The organism is Desulfomicrobium baculatum DSM 4028 (assembly GCF_000023225.1).
Lineage (GTDB): Bacteria > Desulfobacterota > Desulfovibrionia > Desulfovibrionales > Desulfomicrobiaceae > Desulfomicrobium > Desulfomicrobium baculatum.
Window position 1 is genome coordinate 2374717 of sequence record NC_013173.1, and the last position, 23085, is coordinate 2397801.

At 62.6% G+C, this 23085-nt stretch carries 21 protein-coding genes; 4 read left to right on the forward strand and 17 right to left on the reverse strand.

Annotation, left to right across the window (positions count from 1 at the left end):
* Positions 1–37 precede the first annotated feature (37 nt).
* The 3 genes from DBAC_RS10360 to DBAC_RS10370 all read right to left on the reverse strand — a co-directional run bounded on the left by DBAC_RS10360 (position 38) and on the right by DBAC_RS10370 (position 3155).
* Positions 38–679, reverse strand: coding sequence for a LysE family transporter (locus DBAC_RS10360; protein WP_015774245.1), 642 nt, complete (start codon positions 677–679; stop codon positions 38–40).
* Between the two features lie 482 nt (positions 680–1161).
* Positions 1162–2433: a protein kinase domain-containing protein gene (locus tag DBAC_RS10365; RefSeq protein WP_015774246.1), complete on the reverse strand. Its 1272-nt coding sequence runs from the start codon at positions 2431–2433 to the stop codon at positions 1162–1164.
* Between the two features lie 2 nt (positions 2434–2435).
* Positions 2436–3155, reverse strand: a complete 720-nt coding sequence (locus tag DBAC_RS10370; protein ID WP_015774247.1) for a metallophosphoesterase family protein — start codon at positions 3153–3155, stop codon at positions 2436–2438.
* A 137-nt stretch (positions 3156–3292) separates the two neighbouring features.
* Here DBAC_RS10370 and DBAC_RS10375 point away from each other — a divergent pair, with 137 nt between their 5' ends.
* Positions 3293–3856 (forward strand): chalcone isomerase family protein, encoded by a 564-nt coding sequence (locus tag DBAC_RS10375; RefSeq protein WP_015774248.1) that lies wholly within the window; start codon positions 3293–3295, stop codon positions 3854–3856.
* Between the two features lie 35 nt (positions 3857–3891).
* On the opposite strand, the gene DBAC_RS10380 is transcribed toward DBAC_RS10375, so the two are convergent.
* The 9 genes from DBAC_RS10380 to DBAC_RS10420 are packed head-to-tail and all read right to left on the reverse strand — an operon-like array spanning position 3892 to position 14573.
* A complete protein-coding gene (locus tag DBAC_RS10380; protein ID WP_015774249.1) occupies positions 3892–4122 on the reverse strand; it encodes a hypothetical protein in 231 nt (76 codons plus the stop codon).
* A complete protein-coding gene (locus DBAC_RS10385) occupies positions 4122–6059 on the reverse strand; it encodes a transglutaminase TgpA family protein (protein WP_015774250.1) in 1938 nt (645 codons plus the stop codon). The genes DBAC_RS10380 and DBAC_RS10385 overlap by 1 nt, the downstream gene beginning before the upstream one ends.
* Complete coding sequence (locus DBAC_RS10390) at positions 6056–7003, reverse strand: DUF58 domain-containing protein (RefSeq protein WP_015774251.1); 948 nt, start codon at positions 7001–7003, stop codon at positions 6056–6058. Before DBAC_RS10390 ends, DBAC_RS10385 begins: the two co-directional genes overlap by 4 nt.
* A gap of 20 nt (positions 7004–7023) precedes the next feature.
* Positions 7024–7926, reverse strand: coding sequence for an AAA family ATPase (locus DBAC_RS10395; RefSeq protein WP_015774252.1), 903 nt, complete (start codon positions 7924–7926; stop codon positions 7024–7026).
* A complete protein-coding gene (gene dapB, locus DBAC_RS10400) occupies positions 7927–8712 on the reverse strand; it encodes a 4-hydroxy-tetrahydrodipicolinate reductase (protein ID WP_015774253.1) in 786 nt (261 codons plus the stop codon).
* Positions 8713–8732: 20 nt separating this feature from the next.
* Positions 8733–10580, reverse strand: a complete 1848-nt coding sequence (locus tag DBAC_RS10405; RefSeq protein ID WP_015774254.1) for a BRCT domain-containing protein — start codon at positions 10578–10580, stop codon at positions 8733–8735.
* Positions 10577–11692, reverse strand: coding sequence for a potassium channel family protein (locus DBAC_RS10410; protein WP_015774255.1), 1116 nt, complete (start codon positions 11690–11692; stop codon positions 10577–10579). The genes DBAC_RS10405 and DBAC_RS10410 overlap by 4 nt, the downstream gene beginning before the upstream one ends.
* Positions 11689–13701, reverse strand: a complete 2013-nt coding sequence (uvrB, locus tag DBAC_RS10415; protein WP_015774256.1) for an excinuclease ABC subunit UvrB — start codon at positions 13699–13701, stop codon at positions 11689–11691. Before uvrB ends, DBAC_RS10410 begins: the two co-directional genes overlap by 4 nt.
* A gap of 41 nt (positions 13702–13742) precedes the next feature.
* Positions 13743–14573: a phosphodiester glycosidase family protein gene (locus DBAC_RS10420; RefSeq protein WP_015774257.1), complete on the reverse strand. Its 831-nt coding sequence runs from the start codon at positions 14571–14573 to the stop codon at positions 13743–13745.
* Positions 14574–14738: 165 nt separating this feature from the next.
* Here DBAC_RS10420 and DBAC_RS10425 point away from each other — a divergent pair, with 165 nt between their 5' ends.
* The gene (locus DBAC_RS10425; RefSeq protein ID WP_015774258.1) at positions 14739–15227 is read left to right on the forward strand and encodes a hypothetical protein; all 489 of its coding nucleotides are present in this window, start codon (positions 14739–14741) and stop codon (positions 15225–15227) included.
* Here the strand turns inward: DBAC_RS10425 and yjgA are convergent.
* The 5 genes from yjgA to DBAC_RS10450 are packed head-to-tail and all read right to left on the reverse strand — an operon-like array spanning position 15224 to position 19351.
* Positions 15224–15751: a ribosome biogenesis factor YjgA gene (gene yjgA, locus DBAC_RS10430; RefSeq protein WP_015774259.1), complete on the reverse strand. Its 528-nt coding sequence runs from the start codon at positions 15749–15751 to the stop codon at positions 15224–15226. The two genes, DBAC_RS10425 and yjgA, sit on opposite strands and share 4 nt — an antisense overlap.
* An 18-nt stretch (positions 15752–15769) precedes the next feature.
* Complete coding sequence (gene aat, locus DBAC_RS10435; RefSeq protein ID WP_015774260.1) at positions 15770–16483, reverse strand: leucyl/phenylalanyl-tRNA--protein transferase; 714 nt, start codon at positions 16481–16483, stop codon at positions 15770–15772.
* A gap of 7 nt (positions 16484–16490) precedes the next feature.
* Positions 16491–18719, reverse strand: a complete 2229-nt coding sequence (gene clpA, locus DBAC_RS10440; RefSeq protein ID WP_015774261.1) for an ATP-dependent Clp protease ATP-binding subunit ClpA — start codon at positions 18717–18719, stop codon at positions 16491–16493.
* Positions 18720–19034, reverse strand: a complete 315-nt coding sequence (locus DBAC_RS10445) for an ATP-dependent Clp protease adaptor ClpS (RefSeq protein WP_015774262.1) — start codon at positions 19032–19034, stop codon at positions 18720–18722.
* Positions 19035–19048: 14 nt separating this feature from the next.
* Positions 19049–19351 (reverse strand): hypothetical protein, encoded by a 303-nt coding sequence (locus DBAC_RS10450; protein WP_015774263.1) that lies wholly within the window; start codon positions 19349–19351, stop codon positions 19049–19051.
* Positions 19352–19694: 343 nt separating this feature from the next.
* Here DBAC_RS10450 and DBAC_RS10455 point away from each other — a divergent pair, with 343 nt between their 5' ends.
* Both DBAC_RS10455 and DBAC_RS10460 read left to right on the forward strand, forming a co-directional pair.
* Positions 19695–21413 carry an FAD-dependent oxidoreductase gene (locus tag DBAC_RS10455; RefSeq protein ID WP_015774264.1) on the forward strand — a complete coding sequence of 573 codons (1719 nt, stop codon included), beginning with the start codon at positions 19695–19697 and terminating at the stop codon, positions 21411–21413.
* Positions 21414–21461: 48 nt separating this feature from the next.
* On the forward strand, positions 21462–22991 hold the full coding sequence (locus DBAC_RS10460) for a DUF4139 domain-containing protein (RefSeq protein WP_015774265.1): 1530 nt from the start codon (positions 21462–21464) through the stop codon (positions 22989–22991).
* Positions 22992–23085: the final 94 nt, after the last annotated feature.

Consider the following 23085-nt stretch of genomic DNA (forward strand, 5'->3'; position numbering starts at 1 on the left):
CCGTTTTCAAGCCTTTCGGACAGTCTTGGCCCGGCGTTTACAGCACCCGCCGCGCCTCCTGCACCAGAATCGAACACCCTACCCCGCCAAAGATCACGCCTACGCCGCCGTCGATCCAGCGCGCCACGCCCGCGTACATGCCGCGCATGCGGCCCGTGGACAAAAAGAGCGCCAGAAGCACGAACCAGACCGTGACGATGACGATGACCTCGGCCCCATAGACCCAGCGCAGAAAGCTCGGCGTGGCGGGGGTCATGAACTGGGAGAAGATGCTCAGGAAAAAGAGGGCTGCTTTGGGATTCAAGAGGTTGCACCAGAATCCCTCCCGCCAGCCGCGCAGGGGAGAGTCCGTGCCGGCTGCCATCCCCACCTGGACGCAGGCGTCGGGCATGGCCGTTTTGCGGCCGAACAGACAACGCGCGGCGATAGAGATCAGGTACAGGGCTCCGCAGATGCGAATCAATCCGAACACGGCCGGGCTGGAGGCGATGACCAACGCCAGCCCGAGCACGGAATAGAGCACATGCACGACCAGGGCCGACCCGATGCCCAGAGCGGTCATGACCCCGGCCAGACGGCCGCGGGACAGGCTGTTACGCAAAACCATGAAAAAATCCGGCCCCGGCGCCACCGCCACAGCCACCCCCACCGCAAAAACCTGCAAAAAACCACTGTCCACGATTATCCTCCGTGGTTGGGGTGGGGGGCGAAACATTTTTCGCCCCCACGGTGTTGCGCCCTGGTATTCGTCATCACATGGCCGCCATAATTTAATATATGCACACCGTGGCCGCAACGATTCGATATATGCATACCGTAGGGGCGGCCCTGCGTGGCCGCCCTTCTTCTTCCCTGGGGCCCTGCGTGGTTGTCCCGCCTTGCACCGAGGTTGGGCAGACACGTAGGTCTGCCCCTACGGTGTTGCGATGTCGGTGTGGGCGGACGACCGGGGGGGGGCGAAAAATTTTTCGCCCCTACGGTGTTGCGCCCTGTATGGTTGTCTCGCCTTGCACCGAGATTGGGCAGACACGCAGGTCTGCCCCTACGGTGTTGCGATGTCGGTGTGGGCGGGCGGTGTTGGATCCATGTTGGCGCCGTGTTGGGACGGTGTAGGGGCGAAAAATTTTTCGCCCACCCCACGATTGCACCGGCCACCCTGTTTCACACGGACCGCACAGGCCGCACGTGAAAACGGCAACTTCGATCCTGGGCCAGCACCGCGCCTCCTCCCACATCGACGAACCACGCCGATGTATAGCTGCGCCGGTCCCCTGTCCAGACCCATAAGTACCTGCCCTCAAAGGGCCTGTGGCAGAACTCCACCAATCCCTGTCCGGGCCGCAGCAAGGAGACGACCTCCTCCACCGTGGGCATTCGCCAGTCATCGGCCACGGAGGCCACGCCCTCGTCCCAGGTCATGGGCCAGGAGGAGACGGGGCCCCAGACCAGCCCCGTGCAGCGGTCCAGCCAGCCGTCTGCGACCTCTTCCAGCTCGGCCTCGTGAAACTTCAGCGGGCGGTACAGCTCGTCCAGAAAATCAAAAGGACGCGGCCCCACGCCGGTGCGTAGCGGCACCGAACGCAGCGTGCCCATGACCGTGCACTCGGGCTCGGCCAGCACGCAATCGTTGTCCGAGCGGCTTTGCAGGTCCTCATCCAGAGAGTCCAGGGCCGCGCGCATGACGCCTGCATCCTGAAAACGCGCAGCGGGATCAGTAGCCAGGGCGCGGATGAAAAATTCCCGCCACGTCTGGGAAAAAAGAGGCAAATCCGCCAACCCGTCCACGGGCAGCAGCCCGCTGACCAGACGATGCAGAACCACCCCGACGGCATACAGGTCGGCCCTTTCGCCCGCATTCTCCGGATTCTCCTCCTGTTCCGGCGCGGCATAATAGGGAGAACCGATTTTGAGGCCCCGAGGCTTGACCCAGGCCTCGCCGCGCAGCCGCGACAGCCCGAGGTCGATGAGTTTGATGGTGCCGTCGCCGGCGAGCATCAGGTTGCCGGGTTTGACGTCGAGATGGACGATGCCGAGGCCGTGCAGATACTCCAGCCCGTCAAGGGTCTGGCGCACAAAATCAAGGGCCGTGCGCGGCGGGACAATCCGTGTCGCGTTCTCCACCACCCGGCCTTCACCGATGAGATCCCCGACATTCATGCACAGATACTCAAGAACCATGAACGGCCGCCCCCGGTCCTCGTCCAGATCCCAGACCGAGGCAATATTGCGATGATCGCACGAGCCCAGGAGCCGCGCCTCACGCAAAAATGCGGACCGCACTTTGTCCTCACCCATAAGCTCATTCAACAGCTCATGAGGCTGCAGGAGCTTCAAGGCCATGACCCGTCCCAGGGCCTGATGTCCGACCTTGTAGACGCCGCCCATTCCGCCCCGGCCAAGGGTTCCCAGGACATTGTAGCGACCTATCCTCATGGTCACCAAAGCCTCGTCGCGTAATAGTCGGGAAACCCCCGTTCGCGGATTTTGGCGACGGTGCGTTCAATATCGTAGGGAACGAAGCGGACCTCGATACGACCCGTTTGCGTATTCCAAAGCAGATATTTGGCGTTGTTGTTCCCGTCCCGGGGTTGTCCCACGCTGCCCGCGTTGACTATGCAGGGGCGCCCGTCCAGCATGAAATTTTCCCGGCCAAGATCCCTGCGCTCCACTTCGGTTCCGGTCCAGCAGGCCAGGCCCAGTTCATGAGTGTGCCCGACAAAAGTCAGCGCCTCACCCCGGGCAAACCAGCTTTCAAGGGCCTCGTCATCGACACTGAACAGATAGGTAGTCACGCTGTCAGGCGGAAACCCGTGCACGAACCTGGCCCCGGCCAGACACACGAAACGCGGCAAGGCATTGATGTACGCCAGGCTCGCGGAAGACAGCAGGCTCGCGGTCAGTCCCAGCCCCTTCTGCGCCGTGGAGTTGAACCAGGCTCGTTCCGTCGCATTGACGATGCCCAGTTCATGGTTGCCCATGCAGCACAGCACGTCATGCTCGCGCACCGAAAAAACGGCCTCCTCCGGATTCGGCCCATAGCCGACCACATCCCCCAGGCTGACGATGCGGTCGACAGGCAACGGCGCCATGTCCTGCCAGACAGCTTCCAGGGCCTCGATGTTGCCGTGAATATCCGAAAGAATCGCGACCAGCATGCATTCTCCAAAAGGGACGGAGGGCTTTACCCCCCTTTTCATTTAGTGAAACCGATGTTAAGCGATCGCTCAACGCTGCCGAATTATTTATAGTACAATCTCAATATTTCAAAATGATAGCAATAAAGGGTTCACTCATGATCCGCAAATACATCTTCACGTGCCTGATTATTCTGAGCATCGCATCCCCTGCCTCGGGCGGCCAAATCGGCGACGTCACCCTGCCCGACCAGATCACCGTGGCTGACTCCACCCTGACCTTGAACGGCCTGGGCATGCGCACCTTCACCTTTTTCGACGTCTACGCAGCCGGCCTCTATCTGCCCACACCGTCCACGGACGCCGGAAAGATCCTGGCGACGGACGCCCCGCGAGGCATGACCATGCATTTCCTGCGCAAGGTCGAAGCCGAAAAGATCGCGGATGCCTGGCTGGAAGGGCTGGCGGCCAACACGCCCGCCGCCGACGCGTCCCTCCAGGAGCGCTTCGTGGCGCTCGGAAGCATGATGGAAACCATGGACAAGGGCGAAACGCTGAGCTGCCTGTATAATCCGGCGGACGGAACCACGATCATGGTGCGCGGCCAACTCAAGGGCGTCATTCCGGGCAAGGATTTCAACGATGCCCTGCTGGGCTGCTGGATCGGCCCCAAGCCAGGGCCTGGCGAAAAATTCAAGGCCGGGATTCTGGGCCAGCGCTAAGCAAAGCCGAAAGCCAAAGGCGCCTGAGGGCGCCTTTATTTTTTCCTGCGCCATGGAAAATGGCAGCTCAAGGCCTCCCACGCGTACCTGATTCCCCGCACAACAAACAAGCCCAGCACTGTGAGCAGCGCCGCATTGACCTTGGCCGCCTGGACCGAGGATTCCTTGAAATAGGACTTGGCGTGCTCATATTCCTGCTCCACCGGCGTGACGGAAAGCTCTTCCTTCTTTTCCACCGGCACCAGAGCACCCTTTTTTTCTTCCATCAAATCTTTCTCCCCATGAATTCGTCGATCAGTCGTTTGAATGCCGCCAAATCCCCCCGGCCACTGTAGCGCAAAGCGACATACGCGTCGACAATAGACCGGGCAGCCAGGGCCAGTTCGGGGCGCTGCCTACCTATGCGCCGAGCATAATCGCGCGGCCCCTCGGCCAGTCCCCTGGCCAATCCGAGCCTGGCCAATTTGCGGCAAAAACGGCCGTACAAAAACGTAGCCTGATCCCGCTCGCCATGCCGCGAGCGCAGTATGACGCCGAACACCCCGCCCAGAATGATGCACAGCCCCACGGCCAGGACGCCCGCCAGCTTTCCGGCCCCGGCCCTGGTGGTCGAATCGATGCCCAGGCGCTCCCACAAGCTTCGCTGCCTGTCGTGGCTGAAGCCCAGCACCCATTGATTCCAGGAGTTGTTGGCCGCGTCCCAGCCCAGCTGAAAAAAACGTCCCACTTTGCGCAGGGCCTGAGCCCCTTCGGGCAACACTCCGCCCTGCCCCTGGGGCACGAAGGACTCCACCCCCGTCACCAGACGCTGCGGAGCGACCACGGAGGTGGGGTCGACGCGCAGCCAGCGGCCGTCCGTCCAGACTTCGACCCAGGCGTGGGCGTCGGACTGACGGACAATGAGATATCCGCCCATGGGATTCTCTTCCCCGCCCTGATAGCCGACCACGACCCGGACCGGAACCCCGGCGGCGCGAAGCAGAAAGGCCATGGCCGAGGAGTAATGTTCGCAATATCCCAGGCGGGTTGCAAACAAAAACTGATCAACGATGTCTTTGTCCGCGGCTCCGGGCCGCAGGCTGTAGACAAACCCGCCCTCCCGGAAAAGTTTGAGCGCGGCCGCGACCATCTCGTCCGGCGAGAGGCCCGCGTCCTTCCATTCAGCGGCCAGGGCGCGCGCCTTGGGATTGCCGACCTCGGGCAGTGCGGTCCACGCAGGGCCAGGAACAGGCGAGAGACCGGGAGCCTGGACCGCCGCGAGTTCGTAACGCACCCGCGAGCGGACCATGCGCAGGCTGGCCAGCGTCTGATCGGACCGCAGCACCGTGCCCCGAGGCGCGAGCACGGGCAGATCAAGGGCAAAAACCCACTCCCTGTTGTGCGGTTCCATGGTCAGCGTGTAGGACACGCTTTGCGCGGGGAGGGCATCAATACGCGGAGGAACGAGGTCGAAAGGCACATCCCGAAACCATGTCATGCCATCGAAACTGTCCAGCACCAGCCCGCGCCAATACAGACTGTCACGGTCAGGGATGGTGCCGGGAAAATCGACCCTGAAGGCCACCTCCCGGGACAGGGACAGACTGGCCACCGAACCCGGCTCCAGCGTCTCGCTGAAGCCGCTGACACCTTCGTCCCGTTCATCGTGCACGCCCCACAGGGCGCCCTGCAGACGCGGAAAAAAGACGAAAAGAATCAAGGCCAACGGCAGGGCCTGGACGAGAAGCAGCCCCCCGCGCCGCAGATCGGGGAGCAGGCGGGGTTCCCCGGAATGCAGATGAACCAGGGCCGCGGTCACGGCCATGACCGAAAAAAACATGTACGCGCTCATGACCAGGGTCTGGGAATAAAGCACGTTGGTCACGACCACGAAATATGCCAGGAACAAGAGGGCCAGCATGTCGCGCACGGATTTGCTCTCCACGGCCTTGAGCCCCAGCATGAGTGACAGCAGGGCCACTCCGGCGTCACGTCCAAAGGATCGGCCGTACGTGGAGAGCACCAGGGCAAGACAGGCCAGGGCCAGGATGGCGCGCAGCCAACGGGGAGGGACGGGCCAGCCCCGGTACTGCATCCCCAGGGCGTAGCCCCAGGCCAGAAAGACAAAAAAGCCGACAAAGACCGGCACGCGCGGCAGATGCGGCGCGAAGGCCAGAGCCAGGGCCAGCAGCGTCACGCTGAAGCGGCGCTTGTCGTGAATCATGCGGCCTCCGGCAAAAGGGCCAGCGCTTCCAGGCAGCGATGCGCCTGGCCCGCGCCGCTGCCTGGCGCTATCGTAAGGCCCGGCAAGCGCAGGCCGTAGCACAGCCCCTCCCGCTCCGCCTCCCGCACCAGCCCGGCCAGCAGGCTGATGCGTTCTTCGTAGCCGGTTGCACGGACTTCATCCCAATCAAAGACAAGAGTCCGGGCCACGCCGGAACGGAATTCCTTGGAAAAAAGGCCCGCGCCCCTGGCCGAAGCTTTCCAGGAAACCCGGGAAAGGCCGTCTTCCGGCCGATAGGGGCGCACGCCGCCAAACTCTCCGGACTGGCTGACGACCCCAATCCCTCCTTCATCTCCATCTCCCTGCAGATGGTGCCAGTCCATCCTGTCGAGAGCCAGAGGTTTGGGATAGACCAGCCCGGTCACGGGCAGGACAAGGGGAGACCAGGCTCGAAAAAGCCCCAGGGGATAGCGGGTGCTGATCACGACCTGCCCCAGAGGCAGCAGGCCGCGCCTGGACGTCGTGACGTTCAGGTCCATCTCCCGGCCGGATCCGACAGAAAGAGAAAACTCGTCCTCGGCAGTGCCGATGCGCACATTGAGTCGCCTGCGCTCCCGTCCTCCGGCCCGGAAAAAAAGCTGCAGCCTCGCGTCGTCTCCGCAGTACGCCGGAAACAAGCGGCCGGCCTCGACCTCAAGCCCGGCCAGGTTTGCATAGGCATGAATGGCGGAAAGAATGGAGATGCTGCCCAGCAGAAAGGTCAGCAGGAATGCCAGATTATTGGTGTAATTGATGGCCGCGACCAGCATGGCCAGGAGAAAAAAGGCAAAGACCGTCCCGGCCCTGGTGGGCAGAATGTAAATCCGTCGCCGGTTCAAACGCAGGGGCAGATCCGCGCGTTGCCGCGCCAGGATCACATTGCGGATGAACCGTGGCAAAACCATGTTTTCCTCCCCACGCAGGTTCAGGGGATGGGCACCGCGGCCAGAATCGCGGCCAGATCGACGCCCGCGCCGTCGGCCGAACGCAATCTGTGACCGGCGAGGCTCGGAAAGACGGCCTGCACGTCCTCGGGCAGCACAAAGTCGCGGCCATCGAGAAAGGCCCAGGCGCGGGATGCACGGACCAGGGCCTGGCCCGCGCGGGGCGAAAGACCATTGACAAACCGCCCTCCAGTCCTGGTCCAGTCCAGGAGATCACGCACATAGCGCAGCAGCGCTGCGCTGGTCCGGACATGATCGACCCGCTCCTGCAAATCCAGAACTTCCTCGGCGTTGCTGACCGCCTCGGGCAGAACCGGCCGCCCGGCGGTCTGGCTGCGCCCCAGAAGCTCCAGTTCGGAATCAAGGTCCGGATAGCCGAGGCTAATGCGGAACAGGAAACGGTCCAGCTGTGACTCCGGCAGTGGGTAGGTTCCGGCCTGATCGAGGGCGTTCTGGGTGGCCAGGACGAAAAAAGGCCGGGGCAACAGGCGGGTGCTGTTGTCCAGGCTGACCTGCTGCTCCTCCATGACCTCAAGCAATGCGCTCTGGGTGCGCGGCGTACCCCGGTTGATCTCGTCGGCCAGGAGCACGTTGGTGAAGACCGGGCCGGGATGGAAGACAAAGGAGGACTCGGCCGCGTCAAAGACCGAGACCCCCAGCACGTCCGCCGGGAGCAGGTCGTTGGTGAACTGCACCCGCTTGAACTCCAGGCCCAGGACCACGGCCAGGGCCTTGGCCAGGGTCGTCTTGCCGATGCCGGGAATGTCCTCGATGAGGAGGTGTCCTCGGGCCAGGAGACAGGCCAGGGAAAGACGCAGCTGCCTGTCCTTGCCCAGGACCACGCCACCGAGCAGATCGAGAGCCTGCCGCAAAGTGCCGACCATCTATTCTCCCAGGAGCTGGCCCATGGAATAGAGCCGGCCGGGTTTTTGACTCGCAAGCCAGGTCGCCGCGCGCAGGGCGCCGCGTGCGAAGTTTTCACGGGAATGGGCGCGGTGCGTGACCTCGATGCGCTCGCCCGGGCCGAAGAAATAGACCGTATGATCGCCGACCACGTCGCCGCCGCGCAGGGCATGCACGCCCAGCTCCTTTTCCGGCCGCGCGCCGATTATCCCCTGACGGCCGTAGTTGCCGACCTCGTCCATTTTCCAGCCGCGCGACTCGGCCAGCACCTGGGCCAGCTTGACCGCCGTGCCGCTGGGCGCGTCCTTCTTGTGGTGATGATGAATCTCGGTGATCTCCATGTCGTAGGCCTCGCCCAGGATGCGCTCCAGCATGGGCAGGACGCGGACCAGGGCGTTGACGCCGATGGACATGTTCGGAGACCAGAAGATCGGGATGTCCTTGGCCAAAGTCTCCAGCTCCGCCAGCTGTTCGGCGGAGAGCCCGGTGGTGCCGATGACGACGGGGTTGCCCGTCTTGGCGGCCTTGCGGGCCGAACTTAGGCTCACTTCCGGAGCGGTAAAGTCGATGACCGTCGCCCCGGGACAGGATGGCAGCAGCTCTTGCAGATCGTGCGCCACGGGACAACCCAGCACTTCCAGCCCCTTGCTGTATTCAGCCCGTTCCACGACTCCGCTTAAGGAAAACTGGTCGGACTCCATAGCCAAATGGGTCAGGGTAGAACCCATCCGCCCCTTGGCGCCCATGATGATGACTGGAATACTCATAGTAGACTCCTCGTGTTGAATTACCCTACCGCGCCGATGAGGCGCAGATATTCATCTTCCTGCAGGATGGCCGTCCCGAATTGCCGGGCCTTGGCGAGCTTGCTCGCGCCAACGTTTTCGCCGCAGATCAGAAAATCGGTTTTGGAATTGACCGCGCTCTGCACCAATGCTCCCTGGGCGCGGGCCTCTTCCTGCATGTCCTCGCGCGAGCCGCGCATCTTGCCGGTGAAGACCACGTGCTTTCCGGCCAGGGGACTGTCCGTGACCTTTTCGCGGGCCGCGCCGGTGGGCATGATGCGAAAACCCAGGTCCAGCAGGTGGCGCAGGGTCGGACCCACTCGCTCAAGCCCCCTGGCGATGGAGGCCGCAGTGATGGCGCCGAAGCCATGAACGGCCTCGATCCGCTCCCGGCTGACGGTCAAGAGATCCTGGAGACGAAACTGCTCCAGGAGCTTGCGGCTGTCGCCCTTGCCCAGATCCTCAATGCCAAGGGCGGCCAGAAAACGCCAGTCCTCGACCTCGCGGGTGCGGCTCAGGTACACGGCCTCGGCCAGATTGCCGGACAGCACGGGGCCGAAACCCATGGCCCGAAAATCATCCTCGCCCAGCTCGTACACCTTTTCAAGGCTGTCATAACCTGAACGGACCATCTTTTCCACGGTTTTGCGTCCGAACCAATCGGCGTTGCCGAGGGTCTTGAACCAGTGCTCGATGGTCTGCACGACCTGATCCGGGCAGTGTTCGTTGCGGCAGAGCAGAAAATCGTTCTCGCGTTCAAGAGCCGCCCCGCAGGACGGACAGGCCGTGGGCAGCGTGGTCGCGGCCGGGACCAGCACCGCCTCGACCTTGGGAATGACCTCGCCGCTGCGGATGATCTCGATCTCCGCGCCCGGACCCAGCCCCTTCTTCTCCAGCAGACCGGCATTGTGCGCCGTAACCCGGCGAATGGTCGCTCCCGACACGTTCACGGGTTCGACCATGAGCACCGGGGTGACCTTGCCGGTGCGGCCGACCTGCCAGACCACGCCTGTCACCACGGTCAGGGCCGTCTCGCCCTTGCGCTTGACCGCGATCTGCCAGCGGTAGTGATGGCTGGTGGCGCCCATGGTCCGGCGCACGTCCTCGTCCACCACCTCCACCACCATCCCGTCCAGGGGATAGTCCACTTGCGCCGAAAGCTCCTCCGTCAGCGCATCCATGCGCTGCAGCAGCTCCGCCCCGCTCCCTTCCCAACTCGGCAGCTCGGCGTAGGGCACAAAACGCACGGCTTCGTCGGCCAGGGCTTTTTTGGCCAGTTCGTTGACCGTGTCCGAGGACACGATGCCCACCACCAGATTGCGCGGATGCTCGAAGGCGTCGGAGAGGTGCTCCTGAAAATAGCTCTGCAGGATGACCATCTCGCCCACGCCCCGGCCCCGGCCGCCGAGCGGGATCATGCCCTTGGCAAAGGCCGAGCTGACCTCGTAGCCGCTCTCGCCGTTGCCGCGCGTGACAAAAAAAGTCCCGTCGTCGCGCCCGGCCAGTCCGTCGAGCTTGGGCGTGACCCGGTAGCGCACCTCGCTGACGCCGATCTCCCCGGCCTCTTTTTCCACGCGGGCCACAAAGCGCTCCAGTTCTTCGGACGTATAGGCCTTGTCGGTGGAGAGCATGGGCACGGGATGGCGGATTTCGCGCTTGCCGGAAAAGGTCTCGGGCTCGACCCGGTGCAGAAACGGGTGATCCGGGTCGAGCTCGCGCAGCCGCGCGAGCAGCAGGTCGTACTGGGCGTCGCCGACCAGGGGCGCGCCCCGGCGGTAGGCATCGTTGTATTCGGCCAGGCGCTCGACCAGCCGGTGGGCCTCGGAAGGAAGGTCCAGCGGCAGGGTCATGCTTCATCCCCGTTGGCGAAACGACACACGGCCTGCAGTCCGGGAAAGTTCTCCGGAGGACCGACGGCGATAAGCGTATCCCCCGCCTCGATGGTCACTTCCGGATGCGGGTTGAAGGTCATCCTGCCCCCGGCTTTCTCGATGGCGATGATCATGAGGTTGAAGCGCGGGCGGATGCCGGAGGTGATCAGGTTCTTGCCGACCAGCTCCGATCCCGGCCGCACCGGGATCTCCTCCATCTGCAGATTGTGCCCCTGGGTGGCCAGATCCATGAAATCGGTGACCGTGGGTCGCAGCATGACCTGGGCGATGCGCTTGCCGCCGATCTGATGCGGGGTCAGCACGCGGTTGGCCCCGGCCCGTTCCAGCTTGGTCACGGATTCGGGCCGGTCGGCGCGGGCGATGATGGTCAGGTTGGCGTTGAACTGACGCGAGGACAGGGTGATGTACACGTTCTCGGCGTCCTGGCTGACGCAGGCGAAAAGCCCCTTGGCCCGCTCCACCCCGGCGGAGAGAAGAAATTCATCCGCGGTGGCGTCCCCGGCCAGAAAAAGGAATCTGTCCCGCTCCAGGTCAAAGAGAAGTTCCGGATCCTTCTCGATGACCACCACGGTCAGATTTTCCCGCCGGAGTTCCTCCGCCACCACCGCGCCAATGCGGCCATAGCCGCAGATGATGTAATGATCCGCCAGGGAATCAATGATTTTCTGCACTTTACGTTTCCCCCATAAATCCTGCAGCCGCCCTTCGACCACGACCTGAGTAAATGCGCCCACCAGGTAGGCAAAGCTGCCCACGCCCATGAGGATGAGAAAAGAGACCATCAGCCGCGCCCGGTCCGAAAGCGGGTGCAATTCCATGAACCCGACGGTGGAGAGGGTCATGACCACCTGATAGAAACTGTCCAGCAGGCTCCAACCCTCGACCACCAGAAAAATGAACAGGCCGTAGGCAAAAACCGTGAGCAGAAACCCGGCGCCGAGGACCAGCGGAAAAAAGGACCCGAAGCGGAACTTGACGGTCTGGTAGAGGCCGGTGAACCCGCGAATCCCGGCGGAACAGCCCGGCAGAAAGCGACGCAGAAAAGATGTGCGCAGTGAGCATGTCTTCATGATCGTGTCGCCCTGGAACCGTCCAGACCATAGCGTTTTTCCAGGGTCTTGATCCGGTCCCGGATACGGGCCGCCTCCTCGAATTCAAGCATTTCCGCCGCCTTGCGCATTTCGCGGCTCAAGCGGGCCACTTCCTTGGCCGCGTTCTCGGGGCCGGGATCGTAGTCCGCCGTCCGCTCCGCCGCCCGTTCCTGCTCCTTGATCTCGCGGTGCAGGTCGTACAGCGTGTTCTCCGAAGTCTTGCGGATGGACTGCGGCGTGATGCCGTGCTCCTCGTTATAGAGGGTCTGCCGCTCCCTGCGCCGCTGCGTCTCGCCCATGGCCTCGGCCATGGAGCGGGTCACGGTGTCGGCGTAAAGCAGGACCTTGCCCTTCACGTTGCGCGCGGCCCGGCCGAAAGTCTGGATCAGGGAGCGGGTCGAACGCAGGAACCCCTCCTTGTCGGCATCAAGCATGGCTACCAGAGAGACTTCCGGAATATCAAGGCCTTCGCGCAGCAGGTTGATGCCGACCAGCACGTCGAACTCCCCGGCGCGCAGGGCCTGGATGATGGCCACCCGTTCCAGGGTGTCGATGTCCGAATGCAGATAGCGGGCGCGCACGCCCCGGGCCTGCAGGAACTCGGTCAAATCCTCGGCCATGCGCTTGGTCAGAGTCGTGACCATGACCCGCTCATCCACGGCGATGCGCGCCAGGCACTGCGCCATGAGGTGATCCATCTGTCCCGCCGTGGGCACGACCTCGATCTGGGGGTCAACCAGGCCCGTGGGCCGGATGATCTGCTCCACCACCACGCCCTGAGCCCGCTCCAGCTCCCAGGGGGCGGGGGTGGCCGAGACAAAGACCGTGGTGCCGATGCGCTCCAGAAATTCCTCGAAGTTCAGAGGCCGATTGTCCAGGGCCGAGGGCAGGCGGAATCCGTAATCGACCAGGGTCTGCTTGCGCGAGCGGTCTCCCTTGAACATGGCGCCGACCTGGGACACGGAGATGTGCGATTCGTCCATGAACAGCAGGAAATCTTTGGGAAAATAGTCGATGAGCGTGGACGGCGGCTGCCCGGTCCTGCGGCCGTCCAGGTGCAGGGAATAATTTTCGATGCCGTTGCAGTAGCCAAGCTCCTCGATCATCTCCAGATCAAGCTGGGTCTTTTGCTCCAGGCGCTGGGCCTCAACCAGCATGTTGTTGTCCTGAAAATACTGCAAACGAAGCCGCAGCTCGTCGCGGATGTCGGCCATGGCCCGCACCAGATTGTCCCGGTCCGAGACATAGTGACTGGCCGGGTAGATGACCGTCTTCTGGACCCGGGACAGGATCTCGCCGGTCAGCGGATCGGTCTCGTAGATCCCGTCGATCTCGTCTCCGAAGAATTCCAGGCGCAGGGCCTGCTCGTGCTCGTAGGCCGGGATGATCTCCAGCACGTCCCCGCGCACGCGAAACGTCCCGCGGTGCAGGTCGTAGTCGTTGCGCTCGTACTGCACGTCGACCAGACGCCCGATGACCGTCTCCATGGCGACGTGCTGTCCGCATTCCACCGGGATGACCATCTTGGCATAGTATTCGGGCGAACCCAGTCCGTAAATGCAGGACACGGAAGCGATGATGATCACGTCACGCCGGGTCAACAGGGCGTGGGTCGCGGCGTGACGCAGTTTGTCGATGTCGTCGTTGATGGCCGAATCCTTCTCGATGTACGTGTCGGAATGCGGCAGATAGGCTTCGGGTTGGTAGTAGTCGTAATAACTGACGAAATATTCGACGGCGTTGCGCGGGAAGAGGCCCTTGAACTCGTTGTAGAGCTGCGCGGCAAGGGTCTTGTTGGGAGCCATGATCAGGGCGGGCCGGTCCAGCCTGGCGATGACATGGCCCATGGTGAAGGTCTTGCCGGAACCGGTCACGCCAAGCAGCACCTGATCGCGCACGCCCTGCCGGATGCCCGAGCAGAGGGCGTCGATGGCCGCCGGCTGATCGCCGCGCGGAACATATTCGGATTCAAGCTGAAAGAGGGACATGGATACCTGCACGCCGGACCGCTGCCCGGCGTCATGAAGGGCTATTTGGGCCGGATGCCCAGCACGTTGGGCGCGGGCCAGAAATTCTTGTTACTGCCTTGGAAAAAATCGGACCGGTACTCGCCCACGAAACGCCCCACAAAGCCATCCACATCGACATACATGGCTGCATCGGCTCCGCCTTCGACATACATGGCCCCAATCAGATCCAGAGGAAGGTCGATGAGGGCCTGGGCGAATTCGTGCAGGGACAGCCGCGCGCGGCAATGGATGAAGAGCAGCCGTCCTTCCCTGTCCATGGCGATGGCCGCCCCGGAATGCCGGCGATCGCTCGGCTCCCAGAGATTTTCCCGCTCCCGGCTGATGAGACGATAATTCTGAATGATCCCGTCGTAGTCGGCAAGCACCGCCTGCCAGTCGGGGTCGCTCTTGCGGTCCACCCAGCGCAGGGCGGGCAGGGACGGATCCCGGGGCTGAAAGGCCAGGAACGCTCCATAGTTCGGATGAATGAAGGAATTGATCATCACGGCCGCGTCGCGCATGTAGCCCGTGCTGCGCATCCGGTCATCGGCCCGGAACATGCCCGCGTTGATGACCGCGACGAATCCCGAATGCCGGGCCCATTCCTGCATGCTGCGCATACGTCCGGTGCCCAGGGCGGAACCCAGGGCCACGTCGAACCTGTCGGAGTCGATGCGCAGCACCGCCATGCCGCTCTGCCGGCCCTCCAGATCCCCGACCTGATCGGGAATCAGAAACTCGCGCAACTCAAGCCCCGGCGCCAGCAGCCGCCACTCTTCCGCATGCAGCGAAGCGACCGGAGCGCAGAGGACCAGGCAGGTAAAAACAGCGCGAAGAAGAAAGGCGGACATGCTCGATGCTCCCTGATGGTCTGAAGGCCCAACTCGCAATTACATTCCACAGAAGCGGAATCATTTCAAGCAGAACCGGGAACACGGCATTGAAGCCCGTCCCAAAGCGTGCTAGACGTCTCCCAAAACACTGACGCAAACAACACGTCCAGGGAGGAAGGTTTCATGGAGATAGTTCGACAGGAAGCAAAATCCGCGCGCCTCTGTCCCCGCGGACATGTCGCCACCATCTGCATCCGGGTCTTCAAAGGCCGCCGGGATGTCCTGGTGCACCTCTTTCGACCCGACTGGACTTCAGAGGAAGCCGTTTATTCCTGGCCCGAACTCGTGCAGGAAGATCCGCAAACCGGCCCGCCCACAAGCCGGGGCGACAGCCGGGCGGTCCTGCTCGAATCCTTCAATCGGGAGGAAATGGACCGGATAGTCGAATACCTCACCGCGCGGTACGCCGACCGCCTGACCCGCATCAGCATCAATTCCCTGGAATTTCCCCTGCCCGCGGGCCTGCTCCCTTTGAGCGCCATGCCCGAAGGCAAGGACATCGGTCGCATCCGTTTTGAAATCGTGCCCCGTTATCCCCTGCCCTTTGTCGTGCACGGGCTCTACGATCTGAGCCAGCACAAGCCCCTGGACCCCGGACCGTCCCAGACCTAATCCGGGGCCTGTTCGCGCTCGAAACTCTGGCGCAGTAGCCTGAACAGGGCGCGGCCGTTCTTGGAAGGCTTGCCTGCGGCCTTCTCCGCCGCGGCCAGCCGAGCCAGCTGGCGCAATTGCTGGGGATCAAGCCCAAAACGTCCCACCAGCTCCGTCAGCACATCCGCGTCCCCGTCAACGAGCGCGTCGCGCCAGATCTCGATCTGATGAAACGCCTCGGCCTGCTGAAAACGAAGCTGATCCAGCTCCTCCAGGGCCTCTCGCAGGGGCACGGGATCGATCTTGCGCATGACCGTGCCGATGAACTGCTGCTGGCGGCGCCTGGCTTCTTTGTCTTTGAGGGTGTGAAAAAAGCGGATGGCCTCGACCAGATCCTCATGCAGATTAAGCCGGCCGAGCTGTTCCGGGGCCAACTCGATCAGGCTTTCCCCAAGCTCCTGCAAGGCGACCATGTCCCGCTTGCGTTGCGACTTGCTTGGCCGCCCTACCCAGTCTTCCTCGTTTCCACGTTCAAAATCAGTCATCGTTTGGCTCCGTTACATTTATTCAGGGTCCCTGCCGATCAGGGCTCCGGCACGCAGGCTCCAGTGCCCGCAAGGAGTATGCAGCTTCAGGGCCCCTTCCAGGCGGGACAGAAATTCGCCGCGCGGCACCTCGAACCCGCCGAAGCGGAGCATGTGCGCGGTGGTCTGCTGGCAATCAAAAAGAACAAACCCGGCACTTTCGAGAGCCCGCATCAAGGTCACCAGACCGGCCTTGGAGGCGTCCGGCTCAAGGTAAAACATGGACTCCCCGAAAAAAGCACCGCCCAAGGCCACGCCATAGAGACCCCCGGCCAGATTCGCGCCCGACCAGACCTCGATGCTGTGCGCGAACCCCAATTCGTGCAGGCGGCAATATGCGGCCAGCATTTCCGGGACGATCCAGGTCCCGTGCGCGCCATTGCGGGGCGTAGCGGCGCAGCGGGTGATGACCTGCTCGAAGACCGTATCCAGGGTGAAGCGAAAGCGCCCCTGTCGCAGAATGCGATCAAGCCTTTTGGGCACGTGGATACGCGCAGGCTCCAGAATAAGCCTGGGGTCGGGGCTCCACCAGAGAATGGGGGAATTCTCGTTGTACCAGGGAAAAATGCCCTGGCCGTAGGCCATGAGCAGTCTGTGCGACGACAGATCCCCGCCCACGGCCAGCAGTCCGTCCTCGTCGGCATGCGCCGGATCGGGAAAGACGGGCTGGGCGGGCAGGGCAAAGACGGTCATGGCAAAATCACGTGAGGGAGAAGGTGAAATCCAGCTTCCCGCTCTCCGTCAATCCGATACGCACGCTTCCGCCGCCGGCGAGTTCTCCGAACAGAATCCTGCCGGCCAGTTCGTCCTTGATTTCCTTCTGGATCAGCCGCCCCAGCGGTCTGGCCCCGAACGCGGGGTCAAAGCCCTTTTTGGCCAGCCAGGCACGGGCCTCGGGCGAGAGCTCCAGAGTCACGTTCTTGGCTGCGAGCTGGACACCCAGTTCGCCCATGAACTTGTCCACTATCTTTTCCATGATGTCCTGGGTCAGGGAATGGAAAGGAATGATGGCGTCGAGCCGGTTGCGGAATTCCGGGCTGAAGAGCTTTTCGATGGCGGCCAGCCCGCGCAGCCCTCTGTCCTCCTCGGCCCCGGCCTTGAAGCCGATGGCGTTGCCGCTCATCTCGCGGGCGCCCGCATTGGAGGTCATGAGCAGGATCACGTTGCGGAAATCGGACTTGCGGCCGTTGTTGTCCGTCAGGGTCGCATGGTCCATGACCTGCAACAGGATGGAGAACATGTCCATGTGCGCCTTCTCGATTTCGTCGAGGAGCAGCACGCAGTGCGGAGTCTTGCGGATGGCGTCGGTCAAAAGGCCGCCCTGCTCGAAGCCGACATAGCCGGGAGGCGCTCCGATGAGCCGGGCCACGGCGTGCTTCTCCATGTACTCGCTCATGTCGAAGCGCACGAAGGCCACATCCAGGCAACTGGCCAACTGCTTGGCCAGCTCGGTCTTGCCCACGCCCGTGGGGCCGCTCAACAGGAAGGAGCCCAGGGGCCGCTCCGCGTTGCCAAGGCCCGCGCGGGAGCGCTTGATGGCCTGGGCCAGTTGCGCCACCGCCTCCTTCTGTCCGAAGACCTTGGAGCCGAGCTCGTATTCGAGGCCGGCCAGACGGTCACGGTCCGAAGCGCTGACGCGGGCACTGGGAATACGCGCCATGCGCGCCACCACTTCCTCGATGTCGCGCCGGGTCACGGACTTGCGCCGTTTCTTTTCCCCGGAGAGAACAAAGATGGCTCCGGCCTCGTCGATGACGTCGATGGCCTTGTCCGGCAAAAAACGGTCGTTGATGTGCCGGGCGGAAAGCTCCACGGCGGCGGAGATGGCCGAGGGCTGATACTTCACCCCGTGAAAATCCTCGTAATAGGGCCGAAGGCCCATGAGGATCTTCTCGCTCTCGGCCACGGAGGGCTCGACGATGTCGATTTTCTGGAAGCGCCGGGACAGGGCGCGGTCCTTCTCGAAATGGTTCTTGTATTCCTCGTAGGTGGTGGAGCCGATGCAGCGCAGTTCGCCCGAGGCCAGCACGGGCTTCAAGATATTGGAGGCGTCCATGGACCCGCCGCTGGTCGAGCCCGCGCCGACAATGGTGTGGATCTCGTCGATGCACAGGATGGCCCCGTCCATGGATTTGAGCTCCGAGATGACGCCCTTGAGGCGGGCCTCGAAGTCGCCACGGTACTTGGTCCCGGCCAGGAGGCTGCCCATGTCCAAGGCGAAGATACGAGCCTCGGCAAACTGCTCCGGCACCTCGCCGCGCGCGATCTTGAGCGCCAGGCCCTCGGCCACGGCGGTCTTGCCTACGCCGGGGTCACCGACGAAGATGGGATTGTTCTTCTTGCGCCGGGCCAGAACCTGCAGGGTGCGTTTGAGCTCCTCGTCGCGGCCGACCAGGGGATCGATCCTGCCTTCCAGCGCCCGGGCCACCAGATCCACCGTATATTTATCCAGAGCGCTCTGCTTGCCGCCATCCCTGGTTTCGGCCTCGCCGGCCACGGCCCCGTCGGGAACCTGATGGGAAATGTACTCGATCACCGCCAGCCGTGTCAGACCTTGGGCCTTGAGGTAATAGACGGCAAAGGCGTCCTCCTCTTCGAGCATGGCGGCCAGAAAATCACCGGCCTCGACCTGGTTCTTGCCCGAGGACTGAATGTGCAGGATGGCCCGCTGCATGGCCCGCTGCACGCTGACCGTCTGCACGATCTCGTGCTCGGGACGGGGGCTTACATCAAGATGATCGATGAAAAATTGAGCCAGCTGCTTGCGCAGACGCTCCAGATCGATGCCGCAACCGGCAAGCAGGCTTTGACCGTGGGTGTCGAGCGTGTAGCTGTAAAGCAGATGCTCGAGGGTCAAAAACTCGTGCTGGCGCAGTTTGACCTCGCGCACAGCATTGCCAATGATTCTTTCCAACTCCTTACTCAGCATTTACACCTCTTCCATGGAGCAGCGCAGGGGAAAAGACCGGGCTCTGGCCATCTGATGCACAAGCTGCACCTTGGTTTCCGCGACCTCGGCCGTGTAGATTCCGCACAGGCCAATCCCTTTCTCGTGAACACTCATCATAATGGCAAACGACTCGGATTCGGATTTGCCAAAGACATTCATAAGCACTTCCACGACAAAATCCATGGACGTATAATCGTCGTTATGCAGCAATACCTTAAACTGCCTGGGCTCCTGCAACTGGTCCTCGACCATGATGTCGGGATCTGAACCCGGAACCTCAAATGGTTCGGTCATGACACACTCCGGCCCTACTCATCTTCACCGTATTCGTCGATCCAGGCCTGCAGAATCTGCACAACCTGCTTGGCCTGCTTGACCGAGGAGATATTGAACTTGGAATGCGGCGAAAAACGGCCGTTGCGCTTCTGATAACGCCCGACCCTGAACTTGACCGGCCCAAACTCCTCTTCGCCGCGGCCCACTTCCTGATAGGCGAACATGAGCGTCGACCATGCTCCGCGGGTCAACACTTCCTTTTTCAGTTCCCGTACTTTCTGGACCCCTTCTTCATCGGTCCAGTCTATGGAAATATCATCGATGGTTTCAGCCATTGTCTCTCCTCGTAATTGATTCATCCAGCATCGCAGGTCCGGGTTCCAGGCAACACTGCCCGAAAAGCGCCTTCTTTCGACCGGGGACCGCCCCCGCTGCCCGGGACCGACCCCGCTGCCGGGGAACTATTAATGCCGCGTTCGCTAAAAGCAAGTCTCAATCCTGCTCGTGATCCATGACATGTCGCGCGGTCGCATGCCGGCCCGACATGTCGGCCCGACATGCCGGTCCCAATGCATTTTTCCACTACCGCTCCCGGACGAAATATATTACCCAAAGCATGTTTTTTCCAAAACAGCTCCTATTTTTTACTATCAACATATTTAATTTCAAGGAGTTTTCATGTCTCTCAAAGTCGTTGTCATCGGCGGCGTGGCCCTTGGCCCCAAGGCCGCATGTCGCATCAAACGCGTGGCGCCTGATGCCGAAGTTACCCTGGTGGACGCCAGCAAACTCATCTCCTACGGCGGCTGCGGAATCCCCTACTATGTATCGGGAGACGTCAGCGATCACCAGCAATTGCAGGAAACGAGCTTTCACATGGTCCGTGACGAGCAGTTCTTCCAGGATTGCAAGGATTTCAAAGTCATGACCGAAACCAGGGCGCTGTCCATCGACCGCAAGGCCAAGACCGTGCTGGTCCAGGCCAAGGACGGCACCCAGACCACGCTGCCCTACGACAAGCTGGTCCTGGGCATGGGCAGCACCCCCCGCAAACTGCCCATCCCCGGACGCGAGTTGGACAACGTCTTCACCGTCAGCACCCTGGGCGAAGCCATCCGCATCAAGGAAAAGGTTGCGTCGGGCAGCGTCGGCTCGGCCGTCATCGTGGGAGGAGGCTTCATCGGCCTGGAGATGGCGGAATCCTTTGCCGACATGTGGGGTATCGAGACCACGGTCATCGAAGTGGCGGATCAGATCATGCCCGGCTTCATGAGCAAGGCCATGGCCACCATCGCCGAAAAGCACCTCGCGGAGAGCGACGTCACGGTCCGCACGTCGGAAATGGTGCAGGCCATCGAGGGAGAAGACGGCAAAGTCACGCGCGTGGTCACCAACAAGGGCGCCATCGACGCCGATCTGGTCATTCTGGCTGTCGGCGTCATTCCCAATGATATCCTCGCACGGGAAGCCGGACTGTCCTGTTCCGAGCGCGGCGGCATCATCGTCTCCAAGACCATGCAGACCTCGGACCCGGACATCTACGCCGGCGGGGACTGCGTGGTCGTCGAGAACATCGTCACGGGCAAAATCGGCTACTTCCCCCTTGGTTCCCTGGCCAACAGCCAGGGGCGCATCATCGGCACCAACGTGGCCGGAGGCAGGGAAACCTTCGACGGCGTGGTCGGCACCTATATCATCAAGCTCTTCGACCTGGCCTTCTCGGGCACCGGCCTGTCCCTGCCCGTGGCCCTGCGCGAGGGTTTTGACGCCTTCAGCGCCCACGTCATCATGAGCGACCACTCCCATTTCTATCCCAAGCGCGACATGGTCAGCCTGGAAATCGTGGTCGAGCGCCGCTCCGGCCGGGTCCTTGGACTGCAGGGCGCCTGCCAGAACGGCGATTCCCTCAAGGGCCGCATCGACACCATGGCCGCCATCCTCAAGTTCCGCCCGACCCTGCGCGACGTGTCCAGCCTGGAAATGGCCTACGCACCGCCTTTCGGCTCAGCCATGGACGTCTTGAATGCCGCGGCCAACACCGCCGAAAACATGCTGGTGGGCAGAAACGTCTCCATCCAGCCGACGGAATTCGCCAAGCTCTGGGAGAACCGCGCCAGCGAGAACCTACTGTGCATCGACACCCGCGAATGGGGCAACGCCGAGCCGTTTGTAAACAAGCACCCGGATTTCTGGAAAAACATCCCCCAGGGACAAATCCGGGGCAGACTGGACGAGATCCCTAGAGACAAGAAAATCGTGCTGCTGTGTAATACGGGCGGCAGATCGTACGAATCCCAGGTCATCCTGCGGCATGCCGGGTTCTTGGAACCGGTCAACCTGCAAGGCGGCATGGGCTTCATCAAGCAGCTCGGATTCGACCCGAGCCAGGAAGAGTAAGACCACGGCCAGCCTTCGGGCTGGCCTTTTTGTTCCACAGGAGGACACATGAACAGAATTCTGACCGCGATCATGCTTCTCTTTCCCTGCTGGGCCTGGGCCGCGCCGACTCAGGTGACCCTCTTTCCGGATTCCGCCCAGGTCGAAGAGGTCTCGGCCGTGACGCCGGAGGCGGGAGAGGCGGGTCTTTCGGCCTGCAGCCTGATCCTGCCCGGACAGGCCGACCCGGCCAGCCTTCGCTTCGGCCGCCTGGCAGGCAGCGGCACCATCGCGGACCTGAGCTGGAAGACGCGGCGCGAGCAGAACCAAAGCGCCATCGAGCCGCTCAACCAGAGTCTGAAGGCTTTGAAAGCCGAGCGCGGCGAAGTGCTGTCCGAACTCGAGGGCGTGCGCGGGCGCATGGCTTTCTGGAAGGCCCAGAGCCTGCCCGCTGAAAAGACCGTGGCCTCCCTGCGCGAACTGGCGGGGGAAATGGGCAAGGCTCTGCGCGAAGATTCCGCCCGCGCCCAGAGTCTGGAAGCCAGCCTTGAAGAGCTGAACACCAAGATCGCCTGGGTGGAAAAAGAAATAGCGGACGCGGTGGGCCAGGGCCGCACGGTCTGGGAAGTGCGCGTCCTGGTCGCCGGGCCCGCGCCAAAAGAGCTGACCTACGCCTACACCCTGCGCGACTGCGGCTGGGCTCCGCTCTACCGCCTGGAAGCCTCGCCGGCCCGCGGCAACATCGACTTTTTCTGGCAGGCCAAGGTCTGGCAACGCTCGGGGCAGGACTGGAACGACATCAGGCTGCACCTGGCCACCATGCAGCCGGAAATGCAATCCGAGCCATCAACCCTGCCGCCTTGGGAAATTGGTCCCCTGCAGGTCTTCCGCAAATCCATGGCCGGCGCGCCTATGATGGCCATGCGTTCCGACGCGGCCAAAGAAGAAATGTTCGAGTCCGCGCCACCCGAGCCGGTGCAGGTCCGGCACAGCACCTACGCCGCCTGGGACATGGGACAGAAATCGGTTCCGGCTGGCGAGACCCGCATATTCGAGATCGAGCAGGGCGCCTGGCCGGCCGACTTCGTACACCTGCTCCGACCCAGCCTCGACTCCAAGGCCTTTTTGCAGGCCACGGCCGAATTCACCGAGCCCAAGGAGCTGCCTCCCGGCATGGCCTTCTTCTTCATCGACGGGGCCATGGTCGACCAGCGCCAGTTCTCCCTCTCCGGACGGGAGGCGACCATGTTTTTCGGCACGGACCCGCTCGTAACCTGCACCACGACCTTAAGCGACAAGAAGACGGGCGAGAAAGGCCTGTTCAAGCAAAAACAGACCTTCCTGCGACAGTGGACCATGACCGTGCGCAACGCCGCCGACCGCTCGGCGCAGGTGCGCATCGAGGAGCCGCGTCCCCTGCCGCGCGACGAGCGCATCACCATCGAACTCACGGCCAAGCCTGAGCCCCTGCAAGAGGACAATTCGGAAATCCTGGCCTGGAACAGCACCATCGCGCCCGGCAAGGAACTGGCCATCTCCCTGGACCTCAAAATCACCGCGCCCGAAGACCTGAGCATCGACCCGGGCTGGCGATGGTAGCCTCCGCCTGAATCCAAATCAAAAACGCGGAAAACGCGCTCCGGGCACATGCCTGGGGCGCGTTTTTCGCGTCGATGGATTCAACTCCTCTGCC

Bases quoted from the DNA above. Each gene is read 5' to 3' on its own strand.
- DBAC_RS10365 (WP_015774246.1), bottom strand. From the start codon at position 2,433: ATGAGGATAGGTCGCTACAATGTCCTGGGAACCCTTGGCCGGGGCGGA.
- DBAC_RS10370 (WP_015774247.1), bottom strand. From the start codon at position 3,155: ATGCTGGTCGCGATTCTTTCGGATATTCACGGCAACATCGAGGCCCTG.
- DBAC_RS10375 (WP_015774248.1), top strand. From the start codon at position 3,293: ATGATCCGCAAATACATCTTCACGTGCCTGATTATTCTGAGCATCGCA.
- DBAC_RS10380 (WP_015774249.1), bottom strand. From the start codon at position 4,122: ATGGAAGAAAAAAAGGGTGCTCTGGTGCCGGTGGAAAAGAAGGAAGAG.
- DBAC_RS10385 (WP_015774250.1), bottom strand. From the start codon at position 6,059: ATGATTCACGACAAGCGCCGCTTCAGCGTGACGCTGCTGGCCCTGGCT.
- DBAC_RS10390 (WP_015774251.1), bottom strand. From the start codon at position 7,003: ATGGTTTTGCCACGGTTCATCCGCAATGTGATCCTGGCGCGGCAACGC.
- DBAC_RS10395 (WP_015774252.1), bottom strand. From the start codon at position 7,926: ATGGTCGGCACTTTGCGGCAGGCTCTCGATCTGCTCGGTGGCGTGGTC.
- dapB (WP_015774253.1), bottom strand. From the start codon at position 8,712: ATGAGTATTCCAGTCATCATCATGGGCGCCAAGGGGCGGATGGGTTCT.
- DBAC_RS10405 (WP_015774254.1), bottom strand. From the start codon at position 10,580: ATGACCCTGCCGCTGGACCTTCCTTCCGAGGCCCACCGGCTGGTCGAG.
- DBAC_RS10410 (WP_015774255.1), bottom strand. From the start codon at position 11,692: ATGAAGACATGCTCACTGCGCACATCTTTTCTGCGTCGCTTTCTGCCG.
- uvrB (WP_015774256.1), bottom strand. From the start codon at position 13,701: ATGTCCCTCTTTCAGCTTGAATCCGAATATGTTCCGCGCGGCGATCAG.
- DBAC_RS10420 (WP_015774257.1), bottom strand. From the start codon at position 14,573: ATGTCCGCCTTTCTTCTTCGCGCTGTTTTTACCTGCCTGGTCCTCTGC.
- DBAC_RS10425 (WP_015774258.1), top strand. From the start codon at position 14,739: ATGGAGATAGTTCGACAGGAAGCAAAATCCGCGCGCCTCTGTCCCCGC.
- yjgA (WP_015774259.1), bottom strand. From the start codon at position 15,751: ATGACTGATTTTGAACGTGGAAACGAGGAAGACTGGGTAGGGCGGCCA.
- aat (WP_015774260.1), bottom strand. From the start codon at position 16,483: ATGACCGTCTTTGCCCTGCCCGCCCAGCCCGTCTTTCCCGATCCGGCG.
- clpA (WP_015774261.1), bottom strand. From the start codon at position 18,719: ATGCTGAGTAAGGAGTTGGAAAGAATCATTGGCAATGCTGTGCGCGAG.
- DBAC_RS10445 (WP_015774262.1), bottom strand. From the start codon at position 19,034: ATGACCGAACCATTTGAGGTTCCGGGTTCAGATCCCGACATCATGGTC.
- DBAC_RS10450 (WP_015774263.1), bottom strand. From the start codon at position 19,351: ATGGCTGAAACCATCGATGATATTTCCATAGACTGGACCGATGAAGAA.
- DBAC_RS10455 (WP_015774264.1), top strand. From the start codon at position 19,695: ATGTCTCTCAAAGTCGTTGTCATCGGCGGCGTGGCCCTTGGCCCCAAG.
- DBAC_RS10460 (WP_015774265.1), top strand. From the start codon at position 21,462: ATGAACAGAATTCTGACCGCGATCATGCTTCTCTTTCCCTGCTGGGCC.